This is a genomic window from Castellaniella ginsengisoli, assembly GCF_040955415.1.
Lineage (GTDB): Bacteria > Pseudomonadota > Gammaproteobacteria > Burkholderiales > Burkholderiaceae_B > Castellaniella > Castellaniella ginsengisoli.
Window position 1 is genome coordinate 696300 of record NZ_CP158257.1, and the last position, 21396, is coordinate 717695.

The 21396-nt window shown below is 66.4% G+C and carries 15 protein-coding genes and 1 tRNA gene; 8 read left to right on the top strand and 8 right to left on the bottom strand.

The window, feature by feature from the left end:
• Window positions 1-95 precede the first annotated feature (95 nt).
• Window positions 96-3227, bottom strand: coding sequence for an EAL domain-containing protein (locus ABRZ00_RS03305; RefSeq protein WP_368644430.1), 3132 nt, complete (start codon window positions 3225-3227; stop codon window positions 96-98).
• Between the two features lie 127 nt (window positions 3228-3354).
• On the opposite strand from ABRZ00_RS03305, the gene ABRZ00_RS03310 reads away from it, so the two are divergent.
• Window positions 3355-3873 carry a GAF domain-containing protein gene (locus ABRZ00_RS03310; RefSeq protein WP_368641135.1) on the top strand — a complete coding sequence of 173 codons (519 nt, stop codon included), beginning with the start codon at window positions 3355-3357 and terminating at the stop codon, window positions 3871-3873.
• Window positions 3874-3929: 56 nt separating this feature from the next.
• Here ABRZ00_RS03310 and ABRZ00_RS03315 read toward each other — a convergent pair whose 3' ends face one another.
• Window positions 3930-5051 carry a hypothetical protein gene (locus ABRZ00_RS03315; protein WP_368641134.1) on the bottom strand — a complete coding sequence of 374 codons (1122 nt, stop codon included), beginning with the start codon at window positions 5049-5051 and terminating at the stop codon, window positions 3930-3932.
• Between the two features lie 252 nt (window positions 5052-5303).
• Here ABRZ00_RS03315 and ABRZ00_RS03320 point away from each other — a divergent pair, with 252 nt between their 5' ends.
• The 3 genes from ABRZ00_RS03320 (at window position 5304) to ABRZ00_RS03330 (ending at window position 9286) form a co-directional block, all read left to right on the top strand.
• Window positions 5304-7769 carry a ribonucleoside-diphosphate reductase subunit alpha gene (locus ABRZ00_RS03320; protein WP_368641133.1) on the top strand — a complete coding sequence of 822 codons (2466 nt, stop codon included), beginning with the start codon at window positions 5304-5306 and terminating at the stop codon, window positions 7767-7769.
• A gap of 98 nt (window positions 7770-7867) precedes the next feature.
• A complete protein-coding gene (locus tag ABRZ00_RS03325; RefSeq protein ID WP_343838189.1) occupies window positions 7868-8986 on the top strand; it encodes a ribonucleotide-diphosphate reductase subunit beta in 1119 nt (372 codons plus the stop codon).
• 69 nt (window positions 8987-9055) lie between these two features.
• Window positions 9056-9286: a glutaredoxin family protein gene (locus ABRZ00_RS03330; protein ID WP_343838186.1), complete on the top strand. Its 231-nt coding sequence runs from the start codon at window positions 9056-9058 to the stop codon at window positions 9284-9286.
• A 48-nt stretch (window positions 9287-9334) separates the two neighbouring features.
• Here the strand turns inward: ABRZ00_RS03330 and ABRZ00_RS03335 are convergent, their stop codons facing one another.
• The gene (locus ABRZ00_RS03335) at window positions 9335-10777 is read right to left on the bottom strand and encodes an NAD-dependent succinate-semialdehyde dehydrogenase (protein WP_368642799.1); all 1443 of its coding nucleotides are present in this window, start codon (window positions 10775-10777) and stop codon (window positions 9335-9337) included.
• Between the two features lie 180 nt (window positions 10778-10957).
• On the opposite strand from ABRZ00_RS03335, the gene ABRZ00_RS03340 reads away from it, so the two are divergent.
• Complete coding sequence (locus tag ABRZ00_RS03340; protein ID WP_368644431.1) at window positions 10958-12118, top strand: PQQ-dependent sugar dehydrogenase; 1161 nt, start codon at window positions 10958-10960, stop codon at window positions 12116-12118.
• 9 nt (window positions 12119-12127) lie between these two features.
• Here the strand turns inward: ABRZ00_RS03340 and ABRZ00_RS03345 are convergent, their stop codons facing one another.
• Window positions 12128-12529, bottom strand: a complete 402-nt coding sequence (locus tag ABRZ00_RS03345) for a nuclear transport factor 2 family protein (RefSeq protein ID WP_368641131.1) — start codon at window positions 12527-12529, stop codon at window positions 12128-12130.
• Window positions 12530-12644: 115 nt separating this feature from the next.
• On the opposite strand from ABRZ00_RS03345, the gene ABRZ00_RS03350 reads away from it, so the two are divergent.
• Window positions 12645-13097 (top strand): MarR family winged helix-turn-helix transcriptional regulator, encoded by a 453-nt coding sequence (locus ABRZ00_RS03350; protein WP_368644433.1) that lies wholly within the window; start codon window positions 12645-12647, stop codon window positions 13095-13097.
• Between the two features lie 564 nt (window positions 13098-13661).
• Here the strand turns inward: ABRZ00_RS03350 and ABRZ00_RS03355 are convergent.
• A tRNA-Pro gene (locus ABRZ00_RS03355) sits at window positions 13662-13738 on the bottom strand.
• A 67-nt stretch (window positions 13739-13805) separates the two neighbouring features.
• The gene (gene ispB, locus ABRZ00_RS03360) at window positions 13806-14771 is read right to left on the bottom strand and encodes an octaprenyl diphosphate synthase (protein ID WP_368647827.1); all 966 of its coding nucleotides are present in this window, start codon (window positions 14769-14771) and stop codon (window positions 13806-13808) included.
• Between the two features lie 114 nt (window positions 14772-14885).
• Here ispB and ABRZ00_RS03365 point away from each other — a divergent pair, with 114 nt between their 5' ends.
• Both ABRZ00_RS03365 and ABRZ00_RS03370 read left to right on the top strand, forming a co-directional pair.
• Complete coding sequence (locus tag ABRZ00_RS03365; RefSeq protein WP_368642798.1) at window positions 14886-15725, top strand: ATP-binding protein; 840 nt, start codon at window positions 14886-14888, stop codon at window positions 15723-15725.
• Between the two features lie 122 nt (window positions 15726-15847).
• The gene (locus ABRZ00_RS03370) at window positions 15848-16843 is read left to right on the top strand and encodes a Nudix family hydrolase (protein ID WP_368641128.1); all 996 of its coding nucleotides are present in this window, start codon (window positions 15848-15850) and stop codon (window positions 16841-16843) included.
• On the opposite strand, the gene ABRZ00_RS03375 is transcribed toward ABRZ00_RS03370, so the two are convergent.
• Complete coding sequence (locus ABRZ00_RS03375; RefSeq protein ID WP_368647828.1) at window positions 16836-18293, bottom strand: efflux transporter outer membrane subunit; 1458 nt, start codon at window positions 18291-18293, stop codon at window positions 16836-16838. The two genes, ABRZ00_RS03370 and ABRZ00_RS03375, sit on opposite strands and share 8 nt — an antisense overlap.
• Entirely contained in the window at window positions 18286-21396 is a 3111-nt protein-coding gene (locus ABRZ00_RS03380; RefSeq protein ID WP_368641126.1) for an efflux RND transporter permease subunit, read from the bottom strand. Before ABRZ00_RS03380 ends, ABRZ00_RS03375 begins: the two co-directional genes overlap by 8 nt.

Sequence of the window (21396 nt, forward strand, 5' to 3'; positions counted from 1 at the left end):
CTGGGCCGGAATCGGAAGAAACAGAGATCGATGGGGAGCGCGGGGTCGAAGGCGCCCGGCAACCTCCATCATAGAACGCGGCGCCGGGACGGGCTTCAGCGACGATGCAGCCAGGCCTTGGCGCTGAGCTCAGGCGCGGGCCGTCCAATGAAATAGCCCTGGCCGACGTCGCAGCCCATGTCCCGCAGCAGCTCCAGCGTCTCCTGCGTCTCGATGCCTTCGGCGATCACCAGCAGGCCCAGGGTATGGCTCATCTCGATGATGGAACGCACGATGGCGCGCATATCGGTGTCGGCGGCCATCCCCACCACGAAGGACTGATCGATCTTGAGCGCATTGACGGGCAGCCGGTTGAGGTAGGCGAACGAGGAATAGCCGGTCCCGAAATCGTCGATCGACAGACGAACCCCCAGGGCGCTCAACGCATGCAGCGTATCCAGCGCCCGGGCGGGATCCGCCATGATGGCGCTTTCCGTGACTTCGAGCTCCAGCAGCGCAGGCGCCAGGCCGTGGCGCTGCAGGGCATCGCCGACCTGGCCCGGGAAATGATCGTCCAGCAGGTTGCGCGCGGAGACGTTCACAGCCATGCCGATCCCGGGATGGACGGCCTGCAGCCGGGCGCAGCAGGCCACCGCCTGATCCACGACCCAGAGAGTGAAGGGGTGGATCAGATCGCTGACCTCGATCACGGGAATGAACCGGCCCGGCGGGATCAGCCCGCGCTCGGGGTGCATCCAGCGGGCCAGGGCCTCGAAACCCATCGGCGAACCCGCCGGCTGCAGGCCGTCGTTCAGGAAGATCTTGGGCTGCAGATGCAGCAGGAACTGGCCTTGCGCCAGGGCCGTGCGCAGTTCGCCCCGCAAAAGCAGGTGATCATGGACGCTGGCCCGATCCTGGGGGCTGAACACCGCGATGCCCAGGCCGTCGCGCTTGGCCCGGCGCATCGCCGTATCGGCGCAGCGGATCAGCTCGTCGGGATCGCGGGCATGCCCGGGATGCATCGCCAAGCCGAAGCTGCAACTGATGCGGATCTGCAGCTCGTTCACCGGAAAGGGATCGCGCAAGGCGGACAGCAGGACGCGCACCCGCTCCTGAGCGAGGTCTTCGTCTCCCGTTTCGAGCAGAAAAGCGAATTCGTCGCTGCCCAGACGGGCCAGCGGACACTCCGGCCCCAGCAATTCCCGCAGCCGCTGCGCCACCGCCTGGAGCAGCCGGTCGCCGGCGTCGTGCCCGAGCGCCTCGTTGACTTCCTTGAAGCCGTCCAGATTGGACATGACCAGGGTCCAGGGCGCCTGGGGCGCCCTGCCCGAGCGGGCCTGCAGGCGCCGCAGGATGTCGCCCCGATTCAGCAAGCCCGTCAGGGGATCGTGCGCGGCCTGGTAGGCCAGCGCTTGCTGCTGCGCACGCCGCTCGCTGATGTCCAGGAAGGTGACCAGGCAGAATTCCAGCCGGCCATCCCGCCAGATCGGATAGGACCAGTACTCCGCCGGGAAGCACGTGCCGTCGCGGCGCCACAGGACCTCGTCGTCCACATGGACCCCCTGGCCTTCGCTCAGGGCCAGGTGCATGCGGCATTCTTCCAGGGGATAAGGCCGACCGTCCTCATGCTGATAATGAACCAGGCTGTGGAAATGCTGCCCCACCAATTGGTCGGGGTGGTCATAGCCCAGCAGGTTCGAGCAGGCCTGATTGGCAAAGATGCAGCAGCCCGCCGCATCCAGTCCGTAGATGGCTTCCGCCGTGACGTCCATCAACTGACTGATCAGGCGCTCGCGTTCCTGAAGCCCCCGGCTCAGCGTCTCGCGCTCGGTCAGGTCGCGCACGACCAGCACATGGGCCGTCTGGCCGGTGAACATCAGGGACAGGCTGCGGATCTCGACGAACAGCGGCTGCCCGTCCCGTCGCCGGTGGCGCTCGTAAGAGTAGGCCGTATCCGGCTGGTGATCGAGCACCTCGATGCGCAGGTCATCGAGGCTCAAGTTGAGGAACTCATCGCGGTCGTAACCGTAGCGGCGCATCGCCTCGTCGTTGACGGCCAGAAAGCGCCCGCTGTCCAGACTGAGCACCAGCATGGGATTGGGGCTGCTCTCGAACAGCAGCCGGTAGCTCTGCTCGGACTGGGCCAACGACCGCTGGTAGGACTGCAGCGCATCGGCCATGTCGTCGAACTGCTTGCCGATTTCCTGCAGATCCTGCCCCCTCAGCAGGTCCGCCACCCGGCCGGAAAAATCCTGGGACGCCAGCCGCCGGACGGCCGCGCGCAAATGTTCGAGGCTGCGGCCCGCCGCCAACTGGAGCAGGTTCCAGGCCGCCAGGGCCGCCACGCACAGGAACAGCGCAATGATGAAGATGCCGATCCACAAGGCGCGGCGCGCTTCGGCGTACAGAACCGATTCAAGCACCTCGTAGCGCACGGACAAGCCATGCGGATCACCCAGAGGGCCGGCCGTCGCGGACAACACGACCCAGCGGCGACCATCGGCATCGACATGCGTCTCGCGCACCAGCCCGGCCGTGTGGAGAGGATGCGGCTCCAGCCGCTCGCCCAGATGGCTGGCATCGTCGGGCACGCGCTGCAGCACGTGCCCATCGCGGTCCAGGATCCACAACCGGCTGCTGGGCAGCAGATCGGGAATGACCGCACCCGCGCGCAGATAGCCCAGGTTCATGCCGCCGAACACGACGCCGCTATTGATGCCGGATTCGCCCGGTACACGCACGGCCAGGACCAGCGTGGGCAGATTGGACATCCGCCCGATGATGAAGCCGCCCAACGTGACCTCGCTCTGCCCGATGGCCTTGCGGACATAGGCCCGGTCGCCCAGGTAGACCCCGCCGGGAACCGGGTCGGGCAGCCCCGAACAGACCTGATAGCCATCGGCGTCGGTGACGCCCAGGTTCAGATAGCGCGGCAAACGCCTCAGCAGGGTCGACAGGTAGCCGCGGCATTCGCCCCAGCGCTGCTGGCGCAGGACGGGAGAATTCGACAAGGCATGGAGCACGTCGCTGGCGTCGTTGATCAAGGCGCGATCATAGGCCGCCGTGATGCTGACCAGGCTCTCGGCCGTGTGCTCGCTGCTGGCCATCAAGGCCCGGTACTGGTGCCAAACATAGTAGCCCAGGCCGCAGAGGATCGGCACGATGACCGCCAGCGCCGCCAGAAACAGGCGCGTCCGGAGATCATCGAACAATCCTGCGCGGGGATTCGTGCCGCGAGAATCGGACAATCCGTGCCTCCCCTGCGTGTCATGTCCGGCACCAGGAATAGGGCCGACAGGGAGGAATATACACGGACCCGGCGGCGGCCCACCCTACAATAGGGCTTTCCCTCGTACCCTTCTTCGGACCTCCTCGATGTTCACCTTCACCCCCCGAACCTACGCCAGCAAGGCCGAACACTACGTCGACCTGGCCGCCCAGGCGCGCGGCCTGATCGCGGGGGAACCCGACCTGATCGCCAATGCCGCCAACTTCAGCGCCCTGGTGTTCGACAGCCTGCCGCAGATTAACTGGGCGGGCTTCTACCTGTACGATGGCCGGGAACTGGTCGTCGGCCCCTTCCAAGGCAAACCCGCCTGCATCCGCATCGCGCTGGGGTCGGGCGTCTGCGGCACGGCGGCGCGCACGCGCCAGACCCAGGTCGTGCGCGACGTCAACCAGTTCTCGGGGCACATTCCCTGCGATTCCGCCTCGCAATCGGAAATCGTCGTGCCGCTGGTGCGCGCGGACGGCTCGCTGCTGGGCGTGTGGGACGTGGACAGCCCCGTCACGGGCCGCTTCGACGAAGACGACCGGCACGGCATGGAAGCCCTGTGCCGGGTCTTCATGGATCACCTGGATGAATCCGGACGCCGATCCGCCCCCGCGGCCTGATCGGCGCCTGACGAATCGGAGCGGCATGCGGGCCGCGATCAAGCAGCGTCCCCGGCCTACCAGTCCAGCGGCAGGGAAAACCGCGCGCCCACGCCGTAGTCCCCGGAGTTCAGATCGCGCCGCGTCTCCAGGCGCACCCGCAGGTACGGCCCGTAGCGGAAACCGTGGACCAGCCCGACTCGCTCGTCCAGCCCGCCGGCCGCATCCACCCGCCGCTCGAACGAACCGCTGATCGCCCCCCAACGGCCCGCGGCCAGGTCGAGGCGCCACTGATTGCTGACGCAACCGCAGCCGCTCGCGCGGCCGATCGTCGACAGGTCCGCGTAGCCCGCCCCTTGCCGCGCGTTCACCCAGGCCGCGTCCAGGCCAGGATAAAGGCTCAAGGTATAACCCAACTGGCGGCGCCAGCCCTCGGCCAGCGCCTGGCGCGACCCGGACACCCCGAACCGCCAGGTGCCGGCGCCGTCCATCGCATAGTCTCCGCCCAACCCCAGCACCGTCAGACCCCGCCCTCCCTGCAGCCGGGAAGCCAGGATCAAATCGCCGTCCGCCGCGTAACGCGTCGTGGCGTCGAATACGACCGGCCCGTACGCCAGGTCTCCTTCGACCGGCGCGCGACCGGCGGCCCCGTCCAGGGCGCCGGCCGCCACGGTGTAATCCCACGATCCGGCCGGCAGGCGCCCCCGAGGCGCGGCGCGCGACAGACCCACGCCCGCCAGGCGCACGGACCTCCCCCAGAGCGGCGCGCCCGACGCCATGCTGCCCAGCGTCACCCCATACCCGGCCGAACTGCGGTAGCGCCAGTTTCGCGCTCCCAGGGACCAGGTATCCAGGCCGGTGGAATCCAGAGGATCCAGACTGCCCGAAGCCCCCGCCGCCGGATCGTCGGCAGGGCCGAACCAGCGCAGGCCGATTCCGTCCGGCCGGTAGCCGTAGTCGTACACCGGCCTGTCGAGCATCAGCGAGTCGTAGCGAAGGCCGGCGCCGTCAACCGGCGAATCAGCCGCAGCGGCGGCCGGCACGTCGGACGGGATGTCTCGGGGCACATCCGGGACAGCGTAGCGCTGGGGAGCCAGATCGATGAGCGCCGGATCCGGATCGGCCATCGGCCCGGTATGGGCCGGCGCGGCGCCGGCCAGCAGGGCCGACACGGTCAGCAGCCGGACGATTCGATTCATGGGATGACGCACGGAACCATCGGGCCGCAACGGCCCGAATCATGAAACCCGGGAATGCCGCGGCCCCTGAAAACAGCGCCGCGAATTCCCCTAAAGCGGCCCAGGGTATCACGAGAAGGGAGGCCTTCGTCACCCTCGAAAGATTTCTGTATCGAAATTGAAACCCCGCTTGCCCACACCATATATTGTGTTTATCATTTTCAACCGCACTACATGTAGAAAACAAAGCACTCCCACCAAGGACATCCGGCCGTGATCAAGAACATCGTCAAGCGTGATGGACGCATCGAACCTTACATCCCCAGCAAGCTCAACGGCTGGGGTCGATGGGCCGCCGCCAACCTGGGGCAGAAAGTCGACTGGAGCAGCATTGTCCTGCAGGCCGTCAGCACCATGCCCGAGACGGTCTCGACCGCCGATCTGCAGGAAAAACTGATCCAGAACTGCCTGGACAAGGACACGTGGTCCTACTACCTGATGGCGGGCCGGCTCTACGCGTCCCACCTGCACAAGATCATCCATGGCTCCAGCATCCCCAGCGTCAAGGCGCTGCACGACCGGATGGTAGCCGACGGCGTGATGGTGCGCATGAACTACAGCGACGCCGAATACGCCGAGATCGAGTCCTTCATCGACCACGAGCAGGACTACGACACCCCCCATTTCTCGCTGCATTACATCCGCAAAAAGTACAGCCTGCAAAACCGCGTCACCCGCCAGGAATACGAAACGCAGCAGTTCGTCTACATGCGCATGGCCATGGCCCTGTCGGAAAACGAGCCCGCCGAGCGCCGGATCGACCTGGTGCGACGCTTCTACACCGAGTTCTCGGCCAAGCGGATTTCGGCTCCCACGCCCAACTACGTCAACCTGGGCACCAAGCTGCGCGGCTTCGCCTCGTGCTGCCTGTACGTGGTGGACGACAACGAGGCGTCCCTCGCCATCGGCGACCATATCGCCTACCGCATGACGGCCGCATCGGCCGGGATCGGCAGCCACCTGATCACCCGCAGCAAGGGCGATCCGGTACGCGGCGGCCTGATCCAGCACCAAGGCAAGCTGCCCTACCTGGCCTCCCTGGGCAAGGCGGTCCACGCCAACATGCAGGCCGGGCGCGGCGGCGCCTGCACCACCTACTACTCCGGTTTCGATCCCGAAGCCGAGGTCATCGCCTACCTGCGCAACCCGCGCAGCACCGAAGACCGCAAGAACCGCGACCTGCACTATGCGCTGGTCACCAACAAGCTCTTCGCCGAGAAGGTCGCCCGCAACGAAGAAGCCTTTTCCTTCAACGTGCGCACCGCGCCCGAGCTCACCCGGCTGTTCTTCGGCCCCGATTCGGCCGCCTTCAAGCGCGAATACGAACGCCTGGAGCGCGATCCGTCCTTCAAGAAGGAAACCTTCAAGCCGCGCGACCTGATCCTGACTTCGCTGAACGAGGCGCTGGAGACCGGCGTGGCCTACCTGGCCAACATCGACGAGATGAACCGCCACACGCCCTTCAAGGAGCCGATCCATTCCAGCAACCTGTGCCTGGAAATCAGCGAACCCAACCGTCCCTACCAGGACATGCAGGATCTGTACTCCGACCATGAGGTCGGCTTCATCACGGTCGAGCTGGCCGACGGCGCGACGCAGACGTTCAACTTCAACGCGGCCCTGACCGTCGCGGTTGCCGACTCCACGCTGCCGCGCGTCATCTTCGCCGGCGAATTGAAGGCGGGCGACGACATCCTGTCCGACGAGCCGGGCAAGGGCGGGCGGGTCGTGCGCGTGGTCGAGGCCCACGAGGAGCCCGAAATCGCCCTGTGCTCCCTGGGCGCCATCGCGTACGACGCCATCGCCGAGGACGACGACGAGACCTACCAGGAAGCGATGTACCTGACGTTGAAGATGATCGACTACTGCATCCTCAACTCGCACTACGTGCTGCCCCACGTGGCCGTGACCGCCAAGGCGCGCATGAACGCCGGCGTGGGCCTGATGGGCGTGGCCACCCACATGGCCCGCAAGGGCCTGCGCTACGATACCGTCGAGGGCCGCGAAGAGCTGCACCGCGTCGCCGAGCGTCACATGTACCACGCCATCCGGGCCTCGCTGCGCATCAGCAAGGAACGCGGCGTCGCCCCCTGGATGCACAAGACCCGCTGGCCCGAAGGCTGGCTGCCTCTCGACACGTACAACCGCAACGTCGACGAACTGGGCGATTTCCACAACCGCTACGACTGGGAGGCCCTGCGCACCGAGATCATGCAGAACGGCGGCATCGGCCATTCCTGCCTGGTGGCCTACATGCCGGGCGAATCGTCCTCCAAGGCGCTGGGCAAGCCCAATTCGCTCTATCCCGTGCGCGACATCACGCTGAACAAGACGGACGGCTCGGTCACGATCCGCTGGGCCGCCCCCGAAAGCGACAACCCGGCCTACTTCTACCAGTCGGCCTGGGATATTTCCGAAGTGGACATGATCAAGGCCTACGCCGTGTTCCAGAAGTTCACCGACCAGGGGATTTCCGCCGACCTGTGGCGCCGCATCAAGGACGACGACAAGGTTTCCAGCCGCGAGCTGCTGACCCACTACTTCGCCATGGTGAAGTACGGCATGAAAACCCGCTACTACTACAACTCGAACGTGGCTTCGGACAAGACACTCGATCACGCCGGCAGCATCCACGACCACGTGGAAGACAAAGTCGTCTGCGAAAGCTGCACGATGTAGGCTCTTTCCCGCGTGCTCCGCGCGCCCATGGCCCCCTGCACCGGCCCGGACATCCGCTCCGGGCCTCCGACCGACCCGATTCAGGCATTCCGACCAAAATGAGCCAAAAAGCCCTGCCCACCAAGATCTTCAACACCGAAAAATCCGACTACGCCTTCCCGGAAATCATCCTGGGTCAGGACCTGGGCCTGTTCGATACGATCAACAAGTTCTACCCCGAAATCTGGAAGCTCTACAAGACGCTGAAGAACCAGGACTGGGACGAGAACGAATTCGACTATTCCACCTGCAATGTGCAGTTCAAGACCTGCGACCGCCATACCTACGACATGATGGTCAAGACCCTGGCCTGGCAATGGGAGGCCGACAGCGTGGCGTCGCGCTCCATCGCCGCCGTGCTGGCCCCTGTGTGCACCAGCAGCGAGGCCTGGTCCGGCTGGGTGGAAATCACCAAGAACGAAATCGTCCACGCCGCCACCTATTCCGAAATCGTCCGCAACAGCTTCGACAACCCGGACGACATCCTCAATGAAATCCTGTCGGTCAAGGAGGCCATGAACCGCCTGCGCGTCGTCAGCGAAGTCTTCAACCACGCCTTCGAAGTCAGCTACGATTATGCCCGGGGCCAGCGCGAGAACGACCAGGAAACCTACAACGCCATCTACCTGTTCATCGTCGCGATCCTGTGCATGGAGCGCATCCAGTTCCTGGCCTCGTTCGCCGTGACTTTCGGCATCTGCGACGGCACGGGCCTGTTCCAGCCCATCGGCAAGGCGGTCCAGAAGATCGCCCAGGACGAATTCGAAGTCCACGTCCAGTACGGCAAGGAAGTCCTGCGCGCGATGTTCAAGACCGAGCGCGGCCGCACCGCCTTCGAGCAGTGCCGGACCAAGATCGTCCAGATCCTCGACGAAGTCACCGCCAGCGAAGTCGAATGGACCGACTATGCCTTCTCCGAAGGCCGCGAACTCACCGGCGTGACCTGCCAGATGATGAAGGACTGGGTCCATTTCAGCGCCACCGACGTGGCCCGCTTCTTCAATGTCGAAGACCAGGTGTCCTTCCCGATCATCACCGAGAATCCGCTGAAATACATGGAAAGCTGGCTCAACATGAGCAAGGTCCAGGCGTCCAACCAGGAAGAGGACACCGCCCAGTACAAGGTCGGCGTGATGAAGCGCGACGACGAGAACGAAGTGTTCGACGTGGATTTCTGAACGCCGCCGGCGCGTTGCGCCCCCTGCCGCACCCGATCAAACCCCGACCGACACACTCAAGGAGACGCCATGTCCATCACCGTCTATTCGAAGCCCAACTGCCCGCAATGCGATCTCACCAAACGCGACATGGACATCCTGGGCATCGAGTACGAGACCGTAGACCTGACCCAGAGCCACGATCAGCTCGAACGCCTGATCGGCCTGGGCCACCGCAGCGCGCCCGTGGTGGAAACCGAACGCGAGACCTGGTCGGGCTACAACCAGGAAAAAATCAAGGGCCTGGTGTCGTACGCCTGAGCGGGTGGGCCGGCGCGCGACGACGGCAAGATTCGCGCGCCCAGCCCGTCAGATCCCCACGGCCGACACCGCCTTGGTGTTGAGATAGGCCTCCAGCGCCTCGGGGCCGCCTTCCGAACCATAGCCCGAATCCTTCACCCCGCCGAACGGCAGTTCGGCCGAAGGCGTAGCCGGCTGATTGATCCACAGCATGCCGGCTTCGATCCGCCCCATCAACTGCTGCGCATTGCGCAACGAGCGGGTGAAAGCGTAGGCGGACAGACCGTAAGCCAAGCGATTGGCTTCGGCAATGGCCTCGTCCAGCCGGTCGAAGGCGCGGATGCCCGCCACCGGGCCGAAGGGCTCGTTGTTGAACAGATCGGCCTCGGTGGTGAGCCCTGATATCACGGTCGGCGCAAAGAAATTGCCCGCACTGCCGACGCGTTCGCCGCCCGTCAGAATTTCGGCGCCGCGCCGGCGCGCATCCTCGATCACCTGCGCGATCGCCGTGACGCGGCGCGCATTGGCCAGCGGCCCCAGGGTGGTGCCTTCTTCCAGGCCGTCCCCCAGCTTCAGGGATTCGGCGCGGCGTACGAAAGCCTGGGAAAACGCCTCGACCAGGCTGCGATGCACCAGGAACCGCGTCGGCGAGATGCAGACCTGGCCCGCATTGCGGAATTTTCCGGCCGCGGAGATCCTGGCCGCCAGCTCGACGTCGGCGTCTTCGGCGACGATCACCGGCGCATGGCCGCCCAGCTCCATCGAGACCCGCTTCATATGAGCGCCCGCCAGCGCGGCCAGTTGCTTGCCCACTTGCGTGGAGCCGGTGAACGTCACCTTGCGAATGACGGGATGAGGGATCAGGTAGCCTGAGATTTCCGCCGGATTGCCGAACACCAGGCCGACCACACCGGGCGGCAGGCCGGCGTCCACGAAAGTCTGCAGCAGCGCGGCCGGCGAGGCCGGGGTTTCCTCGGGCGCCTTGCACAGAAAGGAGCAGCCGGTCGCCAGCGCGGCGCCCAGCTTGCGCACCACCTGATTGATGGGGAAATTCCAGGGCGTGAAAGCCGCCACCGGCCCCACGGGCTCTTTAATGACCAATTGCAAGGCCGAAGGATTGCGCGAAGGCACGATCCGGCCGTACACGCGCAGCCCTTCGTCGGCGAACCATTCGATAAGCGTGGCGCCGGCCAGGGTCTCGGCCCGCGCCTCGGCCAGCGGCTTGCCCTGTTCGCTCGTCAGCAGGCGGGCGATACCCTCCGCACGCTCGCGCAGCAGGCCCGCCGCCCGCCGCATCAGGGCGGCGCGTTCGTGCGCCGGCGTATCGCGCCAGGCCTCGAAGCCACGCCGGGCGGCGGCCAAGGCACGATCAAGATCGGGAATGCCTGCATGGGCCACGGTTCCGATCACTTGGCCGGTGGCCGGATTGAGCACGTCGATCACCCGGCCATCGGCCGCGTCGACCCATTGGTTGTCGATCAGAAGTCGGGTATCGGGATAGTCGATGGATATTGTCTCGGCAGTCGTCATTGTTTCAGCACCTGGGATGGAATCTGCATGGACGAAACCTCGTCCGGCCCGATCGAGTATAGTCCCCGGCCCATCCCCCCTCTTGCTTGATCCGCCGACGCGCGCCGACTATAAAGGCAGCATGCAAACCGGATCGGGCCATCCTCTTCAGGCAGACGCACGATGAATGCTTTTCATGCTCTCCTGGGCGCCTGCGCGTTGACGTCGCTGCTGGCGCCGGCACCGGCGGCCGCCCGCACCGCCTCTGCGGAAAACGCAGGCGCCCTCCCGGCGCGGGACGCCGCGCCCTTTACCGTCCGGCGGACCGCCGTCTTCGACCGCCCCTGGGCGATGGCCTTCCTGCCCGACGGCCGCCTGGCCGTCACGGAAAAGGCCGGCCGCCTGTTCCTCGTCACCCAGGCAGGCGCCAAGACGCCCATCGACAGCGTGCCGGCGGTCTACGACCGAGGCCAGAACGGCCTGCTGGACATCGCGCCTTCACCCGATTTCGCCCGGGACGGCTTGCTGTATTTCACCCGCGTGGCGCCCGCGGACGGCGGCGGCGTCCTGGTGCTGTCCCGCGCACGGTTGATTGAATCCAAGGGCCGCGCCCATTTGGCCGGCCTGGAGACCGTGTGGCGCCAGCAGCCCGCCAGCCGGGGCGGACAGCCGGGCGGCATCATTGCCTTCTCGCCCGACGGCGCACACCTGTTCCTGAGCGTCGGCGACCGGATGGAACCCGATTCGGCCCAGGATCCCGATGCAGCCCGGGGCAAAATCCTGCGCTTGAACCGGGACGGCTCCACGCCCTCGGACAATCCCCTGGCCGGCCAGGACGGCATCCGCGCCCTGACCTGGAGCACAGGCCACCGCAACCCCTACGGCCTGGCCTTCGCGCCGGACGGCACGCTCTGGTCGCACGAAATGGGGCCGCGCGGCGGCGACGAGCTGAACCGCATCCGGCCCGGAGGAAACTACGGTTGGCCGGAGGTCTCGAACGGCGACCAGTACAGCGGCTGGCCGATCCCCCGGCACGCCACCCGCCCCGAATTCGATCCGCCCAGCCTCTACTGGACCCCGGTGATCGCCCCGGCGGGGCTGGCGTTCTACCAGGGGGCACCATTCCCGGCATGGAAAGGCTCGGCCCTGATCGGCGGCCTGCGAGGCGAAGGCCTGGTGCGCGTCGCTTTCCGTGCAAACGGCGCCGCGCACCAGGCGGACCGCTGGGCGCTGGGCCGGCGCATCCGCGACGTGGCGGTGGCGCCCGACGGCGCGGTGTGGCTGATCGAGGACGGCGTCGAGGCGGGGCTGCTGCGGCTCACGCCGCGGTCATCGAGCGAATGAAACGCGCGTTCATCCGCCCCGGCGCGAGCCGCCGGACCCATCCGACTGGATATCGAAGTGCGTGACAACACCCTTGTCCATCCGGAAGATATGCTTCACGGTCTTGTTCTTCAGTCCCTGGACCTGGCCGTCCAGCGGCCGGCCCTCCAGATCGAAGAGCGACTGGACCACTTCGACGACGATGGCGCCATCGCCCCTGCATTGGAATGCGACGGGCTGGACGCGGGGGCTCACCAGCGCCCACTGGCGAGTCCAATAGTCGCGCACCGCCTCGTGTCCGTGCACGTGGCCGCCCTCCATGCCGTTGGCCCAGGCGACCTCCTTGTCGAGCACGGCAAGAATGCCCTCGATGTCCTTCACGTTGAAACAGTCGTACATTCTCTTGACGATGTCGATGTCGCTTCCCGGCATGGCCGTGTCCCCGGAATGAATTGAAAGAGGCTGACGGCGCATGGGCATCCGTCATCACTGCGGTTAATATATATGTACGTATATATTTAAGTCAAGCATGAATCAAAGGAACGATATGGCCGACGAGGTGCTTTCCACGCCAGGACATCTGATCAGCCTCGCCGCCCGGGGCTTTGCGCGTCTGAGCGAATCCCGTCTCAAGCCGCTTGGTTTCGGCGTCGGGCATTTGCCCGTGCTGGTGGCGCTGCGCGACGGGAAGGCCCATACCCAGCGCGACTTGGCGCGATTTGCCAGAATCGGGCAGCCGCCGATGGCGCAAATGCTGGCCCGCATGGAACGGGATGGCCTGATTCAACGGACACGCGATCCGTCGGACGGCCGAAGCAGCCGGATCGTACTGACGCGCGCCGCGCGGGAACGCCTGCCCGCAGCCATCGCGACGCTGTACGAAGGCAATCGCCAGGCCCTGGCCGGATTCACGGCCACGGAAGCGTCGCAACTCGCGGATCTGCTGACGCGGCTGATCGATCAGCTCGATCAACTCACGGGCGCTGAAACTTCGCCGTGACCGGGCCCGGGGTTGGCCCGCGTTTCCAAACCAAGCGGATTTGGGCGGAAAACGAAGCACGGATCAACGCGGCAACATGAGCCCATGGCGTCATGGCCCGATGGGCGGCACACCGCTCCGTCGCCTCGTTTATTTGACATAATATAATAATACTGATATTTTATACAGCGATCGTGGCGGCGCACAGTGTGCTGCCACATTGCTTTGGGAGAACACCATGTCAACACCTAAACGTGTCGCCTGGAAGGATATCGTCGCGCCGCCGCTTAACTGGAAAGCCCCAAAGATGTCCGACCAAGACTCAGAATCCAGCCAGGATAAGCAAGACAAGGAAGAGCAAAGCGCCGACAAGTAAGGTTCCTGTCTGCTCCGGACTGTGGGCGCGCCGCGGATCAAGCGGCGGAGCCTTTGCGGCAATGGCCGGCCAGGCCTTGCCGCACAAGTTCAAAGCCCGCCTCATGACAGGGGCGGGCTTTTTTGACCGTGCGGCCGGATCTTGTCCAGGGCTGATGCGAAACCGCATGAAGCCTGGGCTCGGAAGAAGGGGGAGGGAGAAAGAAGAAATGGTCGGGGTGACATGATTCGAACATGCGACTCCTACGTCCCGAACGTAGTACTCTACCAGGCTGAGCTACACCCCGACGGTGCTGCTTCGGCAGGCACGCAAGCCCGGCAATAAACCAGGTTGCACCCGCCAGCGGGAAAACTTCAACGGTCGCGCTCGACCGCGAAAGCACAGAATTTTAGCAGAGTTTCCCGATAAACGGAATCCGGGAAGGCGGACAGCGCCTCGCGGGCGAGCCCGGCTTCGACCCGCGCAGCCTGCCGGGTGTAATCCAGGGCATCGGTGGCATGGATCGCCCGCGCCACGGCCTCGAAGTCGGCGTCGCCGGTCTCGATGGCGGTACGGATCAGGTCGCGCTGCTCGGGCGTGCCGGTTTCCAACACCCGGATCAGCGGCAGTGTAGGTTTGCCCTCGCGCAGGTCGTCGCCCACGTTCTTGCCCAGGGCCTGGACGTCGCCGCTGTAATCAAGCACATCGTCGATCAGTTGGAAGGCGGTGCCAATGTGCCGGCCGTAGGCGGCGGCGGCGTCTTCCTGGCCGGGCGTGGCGCCGGAAATGATGGCGCCCACCTGGGCGGCCGCCTCGAAGAGCTTCGCGGTCTTGTAGCGCACGACCTGCAGGTAGCGATCCAACGACACATCGGGGTCGTGCACGTTCAGCAACTGCAGGACTTCGCCCTCGGCGATGATGGTGGTCGCGGCCGACAGCACCGCCATGGCGGCCATGGAATCGGATTCGACCATCATTTCGAACGAGCGGGAATACAGATAATCGCCCACCAGCACGCTGGCGGCATTGCCGAACACGGCATTGGCCGTCTCGCGGCCGCGGCGCATGTCGGATTCATCGACCACGTCGTCGTGCAACAAGGTGGCGGTGTGGATGAATTCCACCACGGCCGCAAGGCGGTGATGGTTGTCGCCCCGGTAGCCCAGCGCCCCCGCCACCAGCAGCACCATGGCCGGACGCATCCGCTTGCCGCCGGCGCCGACGATGTAATCACCGATGGTGCGAATGAGGACGACCTCGGAATCCAGGCGGGCGCGGATGACGGCGTCGACTGCCTGCATGTCGGACACGATGGGGGCGAACAGTTCTGAGAAGTTCAAGACAGACCCGGATGCTGATGGGCGCCCGCACGAAAGCGGCCGCAAAGAGCCAGATTATACTTTCCGGATCATGATCAGGAGAATTCAGTGGCCGACCCCCAGTTGCAGGCACTCATGAACCGGGCGATGGGCGTGCTGGCGCAGCTCGAAGCCTGGCTGCCCCCCGCCCCGCCCGCCATCGACTGGACTGCCCATGCCTACCGCTGGCAGCGCCGGGGCACGCGCGGCTGGCTCGAAGCCGTCCGCCGCATTGCCCCCATCAGCCTGGACGACCTGCGGCACGTCGATCGGCAAAAAGCCGTCCTTGAACGCAATACGCTGGCCTTCCTGGGCGGCAAACCGGCCAACAACGTCCTGATGACCGGCGCGCGCGGCACGGGCAAAAGCTCGCTGGTGCGCGCGCTGCTCGACGCGCATGCCGGCCGCGGCCTGCGCCTGATCGAAATCGACAAATCGGATCTCGGCGACCTGGGCCAGGTCATCGAACTCATCCACGACCGCCCGGAACGCTACATCGTGTTCTGCGACGACCTTTCCTTCGAGGAAGGCGAGGCCGGCTACAAGGCCCTCAAATCGGCCCTGGACGGCTCAGTGGCTTCGCCGGGCGACAATCTGCTGATCTACGCCACCTCGAACCGGCGCCACCTGATGCCGGAATACATGCACGAGAACCTCGAAGCCCGGCACCAGCCCGATGGCGAAATCCATCCGGGGGAGACTGTTGAGGAAAAAATCTCGCTGTCGGAACGCTTCGGCCTCTGGCTGTCGTTCTACCCCTTCACCCAGGACGACTACCTGGACATCGTCGGCCATTGGCTGCGGGCCCACGGCTGCAGCGATGCCCAGGTCCTCGACGCGCGTGCCGAAGCGCTGCAATGGGCACTGGAGCGCGGCTCCCGCTCCGGACGTGTCGCCCGGCAATTCGCGCGCGACTGGGCGGCACACCATGTCTGACGCCATTCCGTCCGTCCGTTTCTTGCCGCCGGGCAGCCCCGGCGCACCCAGCACTCCCACCGACAGCAGCGCGCCGAAGGCGCTGCGCGTGGGTTCTTGTTCGATACCGGGTCCGATCCGCCATGACTGAATCCAAGCCCTACATCCGCGTGGCCGCCGGCCTGATCATCGATTCCCGGGGCCGGCTGCTGCTGGGCCAACGCCCCGAAGGCAAGGCCTGGCCCGGCTGGTGGGAATTTCCCGGCGGCAAGATCGAAGCCGGTGAGACTGTCGAGCAGGCCCTGGTGCGCGAACTGGACGAGGAACTCGGCATCCGCGCCACGCGCGTCTACCCCTGGGTCGTGCATGTGCATGAGTATCCCAAGACCATCGTTGAACTGGCCTTCTGCCAGGTGACTGCCTGGGAAGGCGAGCCCCATGGCCGCGAGGACCAAGCGCTGGACTGGGTCGATCCCTGGGAAATTCGCCTGGACGAGTCCGAACACCCCATCGGCCCGGGCGGCGGTTCGCTGCTGCCGGCCGCCGCGCCGCCGCTGCGCTGGCTGCGCCTGCCCACACACTACCGTCTCAGCAAGATCGGCCACCCCGACCGGCTGGCCGACTGGCTGTCCGATCTACGCCAGGAACTGCTGCGCGGCCTGCAACTGGTGCAGTTCCGCGAGCCGACCTGGCAAGGCGACCCGGCCTCGCTGCGCGAAGCCTTTCTTGCCGTGCTCGCCCTGTGCCGCCAGCACGGCGCCCGATGCCTGGTCAATAGCGCCCACCCCGCCGCCTGGTGGTCCGAGGCCGACGGAGTGCAATTGCGCGCGGCCGATGCGGCGCGCATCCTCCAGGACGACACACGGCCGCCGGGCTGGCTGGGGGTATCGGCCCACACGGCGCAGGACATCGAATGCGCACGCCAGTTGCAAGCCGATTTCGTGGTGCTGGGGCATGCGCTCGACACCAGCAGCCACCCCGGCCTCCCGGCCCTGGGCTGGGAGCGGTTCCGCACCCTGGCCGACGCCGCCGGCCGTCCGGTCTTCGCCATCGGCGGCCAATCGCTGGATACGCAGGAGGCGGCGCGCCGACACGGCGCGCACGGGATCGCGGCGGTCCGGGGCCGGCTGGTCAGTTGAGCGCGTAGCCGCCACCCAGGGCGGCGATCAATTGCGTGGAGGCCTTCAAGCGCTCGGCGCGCACGTCCAATGAGGCTTGCTCGGCGCTCAAGGCGCTGGTCTGGGCCTGGACCACGCTCAGGTAATCCACCAGGCCGGCCCGGTACTGGTTGCTGACCTGACGCAGGCTTTCACGGGCAGCCGCCAGCGCCCGGTCCCGGGCCGCCTGCTCCTCGGCCAGGGCCTGCGACTGCACCAGGGCATCTTCGACTTCGCGCAAGGCGTCCAGAACGGTCTTGCGGTAGGCGGCTGCCTGGGCGTCGTAGGCCGCTCGGGCGGAAGCCACGGCGGCGGCCCGCGCACCGCCGTCGAACAGGCTCAAGGCCAGGGTCGGCCCCAGCGTCCAGAAGCGCGCAGGCGTCATGATCCACGACGCGAATTCCGCCGCCCGATAGCCGCCCTGGGCGCTCAGGGTCAGGTCGGGGAACCAGGCGGCCTGCGCCACGCCGATGCGGGCATTGGCCTGCGCCACCCGGCGCTCTGCGCCCGCCACGTCGGGCCGGCGCAGCAGCAGGGCCGAGGGCACGCCCACCGGCACACCGGGCACCGCCGGCAAGCCGGCATCGCCGGCCAGGCGGAACCCGGCCGGCACCTCGCCCAGCAATACGGCAATGGCGTGAATCTGCTGCGCGCGCTGCCAGCCCAGGCGGATGCGCTGGGCGCGTGTCTGATCCAACTGCGCGGAGGCCGCGGCCACATCGGCGGAAGACGCCACGCCCGCCGCCAGGCGGTTGCGCGTCATCTCCAGCGCGCGTGCGTATTCATCCAGTGTGCGGGCCAGCAGGGCATCCTGCAACTGGCTGGCGCGCACGCCGAAATAGGCTTGCGCCAGAGTGGACCGCAGGCTCAGGCGCATGGCGCCCAGGTCGGCGGCGCCGGCCTGCTCGCCGGCGCGGGCCGCCTCGACGCCGCGCCGCACGCGGCCCCACAGATCGACTTCCCAACTGGCGGTGGCCGACAGATTGTAGGTATCGGAGGGGCCGCCCGCCTGGGGCGCACCCTGCCCGGAGCGGGTCATGGAACCCGATGCGCCCACCGTCGGAAACAAGCCCGCGCGGGCGGAATCCAGCGCGGCACGGGCCTCCCGATACTGCGCTTCGGCCCGGGCCAGGTCCAGATTGCCCTGCGACATGCGCGCCATCAGATCGTTCAGGACGCCATCGCCGTACAGCGTCCACCAATCGGCGGGCAGGTCGCGCGGTGGCGTATCGGCCGGAATCCAGCGGCCTTCCGGCGCATGGGCGTAAGCGGTTCCGACATCCTGTGCAGGGCGCCGGTAATCGGGGCCGACGGCACAGGCCGACAAGGCCAGCACCGTGATAACAACCAGCAGCCCCCGTGCCGCGCGGCGGACGGATGCGGGCGGCGAAGCGGCATCCGCGATGACATGCGGGGGCGCGCGATCAAACATGGGGGGTGGGTTCCTGTTGCGGCGCTGGAGGCACGCGCCGGCGGTTGCGGCGCAGACGATCCAGACTCAGATAGACGACGGGCGTAGTGTAGAGCGTGAGCACCTGGCTGACCAACAGGCCGCCGACGATCGTCAGCCCCAGAGGTTGACGCATCTCCACCCCCGCCCCCGTGGCCAGCAGCAGCGGCAACGCGCCCAGCATGGCCGACAGCGTAGTCATCAGGATGGGGCGCAGGCGCGCCAGGCAGGCGCGATAGATGGCCTCACGGGGATCCAGACCCTCGCGATGCTGCGCCTGCAAAGCGAAATCCACCATCATGATGGCGTTTTTCTTGACGATGCCGATCAGCAGAAGCACACCGATCAACGCGATCAGGGTGAACTCCATCCCCACCAACCTCAAGGCCAGCAGGGCGCCCACACCGGCCGATGGCAAGGTGGACAGGATCGTGATTGGATGGATGGTGCTTTCGTACAGCATGCCCAGCACCAGATACATGGCCACCAGCGCCGCCGCCAGCATCCAGGGCTGCTGCGCCACCGCATCGCGCATCATGCCGGCGCTTTGGTCCAGCCCCCCCTGCAGTTCCTGCGACGGTAGCCCTATGCGCGCCACGGCCCGGTCGATGGCCGACAAAGCCTGGTCCAGGGAGACCCCCGGCGCCAGCCCGAAGGACACGGAATCGGCCGCCAGCAGACCCTCATGATTCACCGAGCGAGGCGCGGAACCCTCGGTGATGCGGGTAAAGGCCGTCAGGGGAACGCGCTCGCCGTCGGCATTGAGCACCTGGAGAGCCCGCAGGGAATGCAGGTCGCGGGCATAGTGCGGCTGCACGGCCATGACGACGTGATACTGGTTCAAAGCGCCGTACAGCACGGCCGCCTGCCGTTGACTGAAGGCGTTGTTCAGCACCCCCGCCAGATCCGTCATCTGCACCCCCAGGCGCCGGGCGGCGTCCCGGTCGACGACCAGTTCCACCCGGCGGCCCTTGTTCTCGACGTCGTCGTCCACATCGACCAGTTCGGGCAGCGCGGCCAGTGCGTCGCGCACGCGCGGCAGCCACTGGCCCAGCAAGGCCAGGTCGCTGCCCATCAGCACGTAGGAATAAGAGCCCGCCCGCGAAGAATGGCCCACGAAGATGTCCTGCTGAGGCACCAGGAACATGCGTGCGCCGGGCGTATGCTCGAACCGGGGCCGCAGCCGGTCGACGACCTCGGCGGCGCTGGCGCTGCGCTCGCTCAAGGGCTTGAGCTCCACTTGGACAAAGCTGGAATTGCTGCCGCCCCGCCCGCCGGCGTAGGCGGTGACGGTCTCCACAGCCGGGTCGGCCAGCAACACGCGGCGGAAAGCATCGAGCCGGACCTGAGTCTCACCGAAGGACGTCCCGGTATCGACCCTGAAAAAGCCCATCAATTGGCCCGTATCCTGCTGCGGGAAGAACCCCTTGGGAATGCTGGCGTACAGGTAGACGTTCAAGCCCACCGTCGCCAGGAGCATCAGCAGCACGAGGCGCCCGTGATCCAGCGACCAGCGCAGCGACCGTTGGTAGGCGGCCTCGCTTGCCCGGCCGAAGCGCCGCAGCCCGCGCCGCAGAAGGCCGCCGGGCGGCGCCTCGTGCCCGGCTGGCGCGCGCAGCAGGCGCGCCGCCATGACCGGCGTCAGTGTCACCGACACCAGCAGCGATACGGCGATGGCCACCGACAGGGTGACGGCAAATTCCTTGAACAGCCGCCCCACCAGGCCGCCCACCAGCCACAGGGGGCTGAATACCACGATCAGAGACACGCTCATGGCCAGCACTGTAAAGCCGACCTCGGCCACGCCGCTCAGGGCGGCCCGCGCCGGACGCATGCCGCGCTCGATGTGGCGCATGATGTTTTCCAGCACCACGATGGCGTCGTCCACGACGAAGCCGGTGGCCACGATCAAAGCCATCAGGGAAATCGTATTGAGGGTGAAGCCGAACCACCACATCGCGCTGAAAGTACTGATCAGCGAGACCGGCACGGCCACGGCCGGGATCAGGGCGGCGCGCCAGTTGCCCAGGAAGGCCAGCACCACGGCCACGACCAGCACGACCGACAGCACCAGGGACAGTTCGGCCTCGCGCAGCGAGGCCCGGATACTGGGCGTACGGTCCTGAGCCACAGTCAGGCGCGCCTGCTTCGGCAGCAGCGCCTGGAATTCCGGCAGCAACGCACGGATGGCATCGACAGTCTCGATGATGTTGGCATCGGCCTGGCGGCGGATGAGCAGCAGAACGGCGGGGCGGTCATTGAAATAGCCGACCTGGTTGATGTCCTCGACCGAATCTTCGAGACGCGCGACATCGCTCAGCCGCACCGGGCGGCCATCGCGCCATTCCACGATCAAGCGGGCATAGTCTGCTGCCGTGCGTAACTGATCGCTAGGGCGGATCTGCCATTGAGTGTCGCCGCGGCGCACCTGCCCGCCGGGGCGCAGCGCATTCACGTCTTGCAGCACCTGACGTATGCGGTCCAACGGAATTCCCATCGACTCCAGCGCGCGCGGATCGACCAGGACGCGCACGGCGGGCAGCGAACTGCCCCCCAGTGTCACCTGCCCAACCCCCTTCACCTGCGCCAATTTCTGCGCCAGCACGGTGGAAGCCAGGTCGTAGAGCTCCCCGCGCGTCGCAGTATCCGAAGTCAGCGCCAGCGTCATGATGGGCGACGACGAAGAATTCACCTTGTGATAGGTGGGGTTGCCGCGCATGCCAGAGGGCAGCATGGGCCGCGCGGCGTTGATGGCCGCCTGGACATCGCGCGCCGCGCTGTTGATGTCGCGGTCGAGCTCGAACACCAGAATAATCGTGGTCCGGCCTTCGCTGCTGCGCGAATTCATGCTGTCCAGTCCCGCGATCGCGCCCAGCGACTGTTCCAGGGGCATGGCCACGCTGGAGGCCATGGTCTCGGGGCTGGCACCCGGCAGCGAGGCCGAGACCGTAATCATCGGGAGATCCACCTGTGGCAATGGAGCCACCGGCAAGAAGCGCAACGCCAGCGCCCCGGTCAAAGCCAGCGCCAGACACAGCAGGGATGTGCCCACCGGCCGCCGCAAGAACAGAGCAAAGAACCGCAT